The 5,629-nt window shown below is 70.0% G+C and carries 9 protein-coding genes and 2 tRNA genes; 7 read left to right on the forward strand and 4 right to left on the reverse strand.

The genetic code is table 11. From position 1 onward, the window contains the following. Positions 1-1,101, reverse strand: a 1,101-nt coding sequence (locus QM624_RS10070; RefSeq protein WP_415091364.1) for a thymidine phosphorylase, incomplete at its 3' end; no start/stop codon positions are given. Between the two features lie 58 nt (positions 1,102-1,159). Between QM624_RS10070 and QM624_RS10075 the strand changes: the two genes are divergently transcribed. From QM624_RS10075 to QM624_RS10090, 4 genes are all read left to right on the forward strand, one after another. Then, positions 1,160-1,963, forward strand: coding sequence for a fumarylacetoacetate hydrolase family protein (locus QM624_RS10075; protein WP_415091366.1), 804 nt, complete (start codon positions 1,160-1,162; stop codon positions 1,961-1,963). 1 nt (position 1,964) lies between these two features. Further along, positions 1,965-2,909 (forward strand): lysostaphin resistance A-like protein, encoded by a 945-nt coding sequence (locus QM624_RS10080; RefSeq protein ID WP_415091367.1) that lies wholly within the window; start codon positions 1,965-1,967, stop codon positions 2,907-2,909. 62 nt (positions 2,910-2,971) lie between these two features. After that, positions 2,972-3,043, forward strand: a tRNA-Gln gene (locus tag QM624_RS10085). 68 nt (positions 3,044-3,111) lie between these two features. Beyond that, a tRNA-Glu gene (locus tag QM624_RS10090) sits at positions 3,112-3,184 on the forward strand. A gap of 67 nt (positions 3,185-3,251) precedes the next feature. Here QM624_RS10090 and QM624_RS10095 read toward each other — a convergent pair. The 3 genes from QM624_RS10095 to QM624_RS10105 form a co-directional block, all read right to left on the reverse strand. Continuing rightward, positions 3,252-3,533 carry an HU family DNA-binding protein gene (locus QM624_RS10095; RefSeq protein ID WP_415091369.1) on the reverse strand — a complete coding sequence of 94 codons (282 nt, stop codon included), beginning with the start codon at positions 3,531-3,533 and terminating at the stop codon, positions 3,252-3,254. A gap of 68 nt (positions 3,534-3,601) precedes the next feature. Further along, positions 3,602-4,705, reverse strand: coding sequence for a GTP-binding protein (locus tag QM624_RS10100; RefSeq protein WP_415091371.1), 1,104 nt, complete (start codon positions 4,703-4,705; stop codon positions 3,602-3,604). Further along, the gene (locus QM624_RS10105; RefSeq protein WP_415091373.1) at positions 4,702-4,956 is read right to left on the reverse strand and encodes a type B 50S ribosomal protein L31; all 255 of its coding nucleotides are present in this window, start codon (positions 4,954-4,956) and stop codon (positions 4,702-4,704) included. Before QM624_RS10105 ends, QM624_RS10100 begins: the two co-directional genes overlap by 4 nt. A gap of 51 nt (positions 4,957-5,007) precedes the next feature. On the opposite strand from QM624_RS10105, the gene rpmB reads away from it, so the two are divergent. The 3 genes from rpmB to QM624_RS10120 all read left to right on the forward strand — a co-directional run. After that, complete coding sequence (rpmB, locus tag QM624_RS10110; RefSeq protein WP_415091375.1) at positions 5,008-5,244, forward strand: 50S ribosomal protein L28; 237 nt, start codon at positions 5,008-5,010, stop codon at positions 5,242-5,244. Beyond that, entirely contained in the window at positions 5,244-5,414 is a 171-nt protein-coding gene (gene rpmG, locus QM624_RS10115; protein WP_415091377.1) for a 50S ribosomal protein L33, read from the forward strand. Before rpmB ends, rpmG begins: the two co-directional genes overlap by 1 nt. Continuing rightward, positions 5,411-5,629 (forward strand): hypothetical protein (locus QM624_RS10120; RefSeq protein ID WP_415091379.1); only part of this gene is annotated, 219 nt, incomplete at its 3' end. The genes rpmG and QM624_RS10120, both read left to right, overlap by 4 nt.

The following is a 5,629-nucleotide window of genomic DNA, read 5'->3' on the forward strand; positions in this document are numbered from 1 at the left end:
CGCCGCCTGCACCGGGTCACCCTGGCGGGCCCGTCCGGCGCCGAGCCGCCAGGCGGCCACACCGACCGCGTAGGCGTCCAACCGGGTCAGCACGCCGGAACGCGGTGCGGTGATCACCCGCTGATGACGGGCCTTCGGCAGCGGCGCGTCCGGATCGCCACCCTGGCCGCGGATCATCGCCCGCCACACCTCGAGCGCCCGACCGGAGCGCAGCGCCTCCGCCGGGTCGGCCTCGATGCCGGCCAGGTGCAGCATCTCCCGGGCCAGGGTGAGGGTCAGTTCGACGACATCGGCCGGGCCGCGTCCGTGCAGCACCTCGACGGCCTGCTCCACCTCGATCGCGTTGCCGGCCGCCCGCCCGAGCGGTGCCTCCATCGCGCTCACGTAGGCAACGGTGGCCACCCCGGCGGCCCGGCCCAGCCCGACCATGGTGCGGGCCAGTTCGACCGCGCGCTCCCGCTCACGCATGAAGGCACCCGAGCCGGTCTTGACGTCGAGCACCAGCGCGGGGGTGCCCTCGGCGATCTTCTTGCTCATGATCGAGGATGCGATCAGCGGGATCGACTCCACGGTGCCGGTGACGTCGCGCAGCGCGTAGAGCTTCCGGTCCGCCGGGGCCAGCCCGGGGCCGGGGGAGCAGACCACCGCGCCCACCTCGTCCAGCAGCCGGAGCATCTCTGCGGGCGCCAGGTCGGCGCGCCAGCCGGGGATCGCCTCCAGCTTGTCCAGGGTGCCGCCGGTGTGGCCCAGGCCGCGTCCGGACAGCTGCGGGACGGCGGCGCCGCAGGCGGCCACGATCGGCGCCAGCGGCAGGGTGATCATGTCGCCGACGCCACCGGTGGAGTGCTTGTCGACGACCGGACGCCGCAACGCCGAGAAGTCCATCCGTTCGCCGGTGTCGATCATCGCCGCGGTCCAGGTGCTCAGCTCGTCGCCGTCCAAGCCGCGGAAGACGATCGCCATCGCCAGTGCGGCCATCTGGTCGTCGCCGACGGCGCCGTCGGTGTAGCTGCGGATCAGCCAGTCGATCTCGGCGTCGCCGAGCCGGCGTCCGTCACGCTTGGCCCGGATCAGGTCGACCATGTCGAAGGTGCTGCCCATGGGCCGAGTATGACGGCCGGGGCGGAGCGGTAACAGTGGGGCCACTAGGCTGCCACCCATGCGCATCGCCCGTTACGTCGCCGATGGCGGCGACCCCAGCTACGGCATCGTCGAACTGGCCGAGGACGCCGGACAGCACCCCGACACGGTCGCGGCGATCAGCGGCGACCCGCTGGCCGGACCGGTCAAGTACACCGGCGAGCGGCACCTGCTCGACGACGTCCGGCTGGTCAGCCCGGTCATCCCGCGCAGCAAGATCGTCGCCATCGGTAAGAACTATGCGGCGCACGCCGCCGAGTTCAACTCCTCGGTGCCGGACGAGCCGCTGGTCTTCCTCAAGCCGAACACCTCGGTGATCGGGCCGGGGGAGCCGATCGTCTACCCCCCCGAGACCGAGAACCTGCATTTCGAGGGTGAGTTGGCGGTGGTCATCGGCCGGATCTGTCGCCGGGTGCCGGCCGAGCGGGCGGCTGACGTGATCTTCGGTTACACGATCGCCAACGACGTCACCTGTCGCGACCTGCAGGCCAAGGACAAGCAGTGGAGCCGGGCCAAGGGCTACGACTCGTTCTGCCCGCTGGGCCCGTGGATCTCCACCCATCTCGGCATCGATGAGGCCGGACGGCTCGACATCGCCACCACGCTCAACGGCGAGGCCCGGCAGGAGTCGAACACCGCGCAGATGGTCTACTCGATTCCGCGGTTGATCGAGTTCGTCACCAGCTTCACCACCCTGCTGCCCGGTGACGTGCTGCTGACCGGGACGCCGGAGGGTGTCGGCCCGATGCTGCCGGGTGACTCGGTGTCGGTGCGGGTGGCGGGACTCGGCACGTTGACCAATCCGGTCGTCGCGGAGGACTGAGGTGGCGGCGTCCGGGCGCTCCTGGGTGGACGCCTTCGCCAGTGAAGCCACACCCGGCGGCGTCCGGTACGACGAGATCCTGACCGGTGCCGCCGACCAGCAGAAGCTGCGTTCGGTGGTCGGCATCCTCACCGGCGTGCTGCTGTTCTTCTTCGGCGCCAGCCTGGTCTCCCAGCTGCTCGGCGGGCTGGGCTGGCTGCTGTTCCGCCCCGGCGGCGACTTCGCCGACTGGCTGCGGGCGCTGAGCCGGTTCGACAATCCGTGGGGCATGCTCTCGGGGCATCTCGCGCTGGCGACGCTGATCCCGATCAGTCTCGGCGTGGTGCTGTTCGTGCACCACCGCCGCCCGCGCTGGCTCGGCTCGGTGCGGCCCTGGTTCCGCTGGCGCTATCTGCTGCTGAGCATGCTGCTGGCGCTCGTGCTGTTCAACCTGGTGCTGTTCGTGCAACACCTGGGTGCCTCGTTCCCGACCCTGCAACCGCAGGCCGACTACTGGGTCTTCCTGGTGGTGATCCTGCTCACCTCGCCGCTGCAGGCCGCCGCCGAGGAGTTCTTCTTCCGCGGTTACCTGCTGCAGGCGTTCCAGACCCTGGTGCCGCGGACCCCCTGGTTCGGGGTGGTCTGCTCGGCGCTGCTGTTCGCGCTGTTCCACGGCACCCAGAACCTGCCGCTGTTCCTGGACCGGTTCGCCTTCGGTCTGCTGGCCGGTGCCCTGGTGGTGCGCACCGGCGGTCTTGAGGCGGCGATCGGTGCGCATGTGGTCAACAACCTGATGGCGTTCAGCTACGCGGGGCTGTACTCGACGATCGCCGAGGTGAAGGCCACCCAGACCATCGGCTGGATCGACCTGGTCTGGGATCTCGCCGGCTTCGGCCTGTTCACGGTGCTGGCGATCCTGCTCGGGCGCCGGCTGCGGCTCGACGTCACCACGCCCGCGCGACCCTGATTTGGAAGCGACGGTGGGCATTCGGTAACGTTGCACCTCGCTGGCCCGACAAGGGTCAGCGATGGGGTATGGGGTAATTGGCAGCCCGCCGGATTCTGGTTCCGTCAGTCTAGGTTCGAGTCCTAGTACCCCAGCGCAGAGGATTCGCTTGAGCTGTGCTGGCTTTGGTAATCTTCGACAGTCGCTTCGTGCGACACGCTAGGGCCCCGTTGTGTAGCGGCCTAGCACGCCGCCCTCTCAAGGCGGTAGCGCGGGTTCGAATCCCGTCGGGGCTGCAAAGAGCCGAACGGCCCAGCCGGATGTGAATCCAGCTGGGCCGTTCGGCGTTTGTCCGTGGTGTTGTCAGGGACGCCCGTCCACCCGCCCGCGGAAGGCGCTCGACGGACGGAACACCGGAACCCGCCGCTCGGGGACGGTGATCGGCTCACCGGTGCGCGGATCGCGTCCGGCTCGGGCGGCCCGGTGCCGGGCCTCGAAGACGCCGAAGCGCGGCAGGGTGACCTTCTCGCCGTCGGTCACCTCGGTCGCGATCAGGTCGAGAAGTGTGCTGACGGTGTCCTCGGCGACCGTGCGGGTCAGGCCGGTGCGGGCCGCCAGGGCGGCAGCGAGATCCTGGGTGTTCATGGGTGTTCTCCGTTTCGTTCGGGTCAGAGGGCGGTGCGGGGGAGTCGGACTGTGCTGAGCGTGAGGGGCTATGACCACTCCTGGATGCCGATCCCGCCGCGGACCGGTCCCAGCCACGGCTCCAGGCCATCGGAGGCGACCTCCCAGTAGCGGCCGCGTTCGGCGAGTTCGGCGTCGGTGAGCAGGCAGGAGTGGAACGCCTCGGCGAGCTTCTCGCGGTCGTCATCGACACCCACGATCACGATCCGGGTGAGCGGGCCGGCCTCGTCCCAGACATGCTCGGGGCCGATGCTCACCATGCCGCCGGCGCCGTCCCAGCGGCACACCTGGGTGGGCCGGCTGGGTAGCCAGAAGCAGCCGCGCGAGCGTCGGTGGCCACGTCCGAGGGCTTCGATCCGCTGCTGCAGCCGCTCGGGGTGGAACGGTCGCTCGGAACTGAAGTCCAGCACCCAGGCCTTGCCGTCGGTGCGGGTGGGCAGCGGACCGCGCCGGACGGCCTGCACCCAGTCCTCGCTGTGGTCGTGCCGGTGCACGCCGGGCAGTAGAACCCGGGCGTCGACCTCGGACGCCGAGCCGGCGACCCGGGCGTCCGGACGGGCGATCGCGGCGAGCAGGTCGCGTCCGTCGTCATCGAGATCGTGCGCGATCACCAGGTCGGCGTACTCGACCATCGCCGATGCGGTCTCGGCGACCCCGCGAAGGTCGTCGTCGCGGACCGGCAGACCCCGCTCGACCAGCAGGTCATCGCCGAGCAGGTCGGTGCGCAACGTGGACCCCTCCAGCGCGACCAGGGCGGCCGCGATGCGCAGGTGCGGTGCGGCGTCCGGTTGATAGCCGAGCACCCGGCACACCTGGGTGGCCTCGGCGCTCACCGGAAGGTGGGCGATGATCGCCTCCCAGCTGCCGGTGGCGGCCAGCCGCTCCAGGGTCGGGACGACGTCCTCGCGGATCGCGCAGCTGACACAGGCGTGGGCGACGTCGATCTCGACCCGGTCGATCAGGCCGTCGGCGTCCGAGACGGTGCGGATCAGTACCTCGCGGGCCGGGTCGATCTCATGCCGGACGGCCACCGCCGTCGGCAGATCCCACTGCAGTGCGGCGGTGACGGTGGACATCGGGGCGTCGGCGATACCGCTGACCAGGACGACGGGGACGCGGTCGTGCGGGTTCACTGGGCGGCTCCTCGGCGTCCGTAGCGGCGGTTGAATCGCTCCACCCGGCCCTCGGTGTCCACGAGCCGGTCACGACCGGTCCAGAACGGATGGCTGGTGCTGGAGATCTCGACGTCCACCAGGGGATAGCGGGCGCCTTCGTAGTCGATGGTCCGGGTGGTCTGCGCCGTCGAACGGGTCAGGAAGACGAGTCCGGCCGACTTATCGCGAAAGACGACCGGCCGATAGTCAGGATGTTGGTGCTTGGTCATGGTGCTGCTAGCTTAGATGAAAACGATTCTCAATACGAGTTAGGTTCGCCCATGTCGCGCATCTGCCAGGTCACCGGTGCCCGTCCCGGCTTCGGGAACAACGTCTCGCACTCGCATCGCCGCACCCGGCGACGCTTCGACGCCAACGTGCAGTCGAAGCGGTACTGGGTGCCGAGCCTCGGCCGCCGGGTGACGTTGCGGGTGAGCCCCCGCGGCATCCGGACGATCGACCGGCTGGGCATCGACGCGGTGGTGGCGACGCTGCTGGCGCGAGGGGAGCGGCTCTGATGGCGAAGAAGTCGAAGGAACTGCGACCGATCGTGAAGCTGCGCTCGAGTGCCGGTACCGGTTACACCTACGTCACCCGCAAGAACCGGCGCAATGATCCGGAGCGGATGGTGCTGCGCAAATACGACCCGATCGTCCGGCGGCATGTGGAGTTCAAGGAGGCTCGGTGAGGCTGCTGCCGGCCGCCACCAAGACCGCAGAACGACCGGCTCGTCCGGGCGAGTGTCGCCTGGAACGGATCGCTGACGCGGCCGAGGTCGCGGTGCAGCTCGCCGCCTGGTCGATCGGCGGCCAGTCGCCGACCCCGTTCGTCGAGCCGCCCGCCGAGTTCGACCCGGTGGCGGCCGCCGAGTCGGCGCTGGCGCCGTTCCTGGAGGGCCGTGAC

Origin of the sequence: Micropruina sp. (assembly GCF_047606365.1) — a bacterium.
Classification (GTDB): Bacteria; Actinomycetota; Actinomycetes; order Propionibacteriales; family Propionibacteriaceae; genus Micropruina.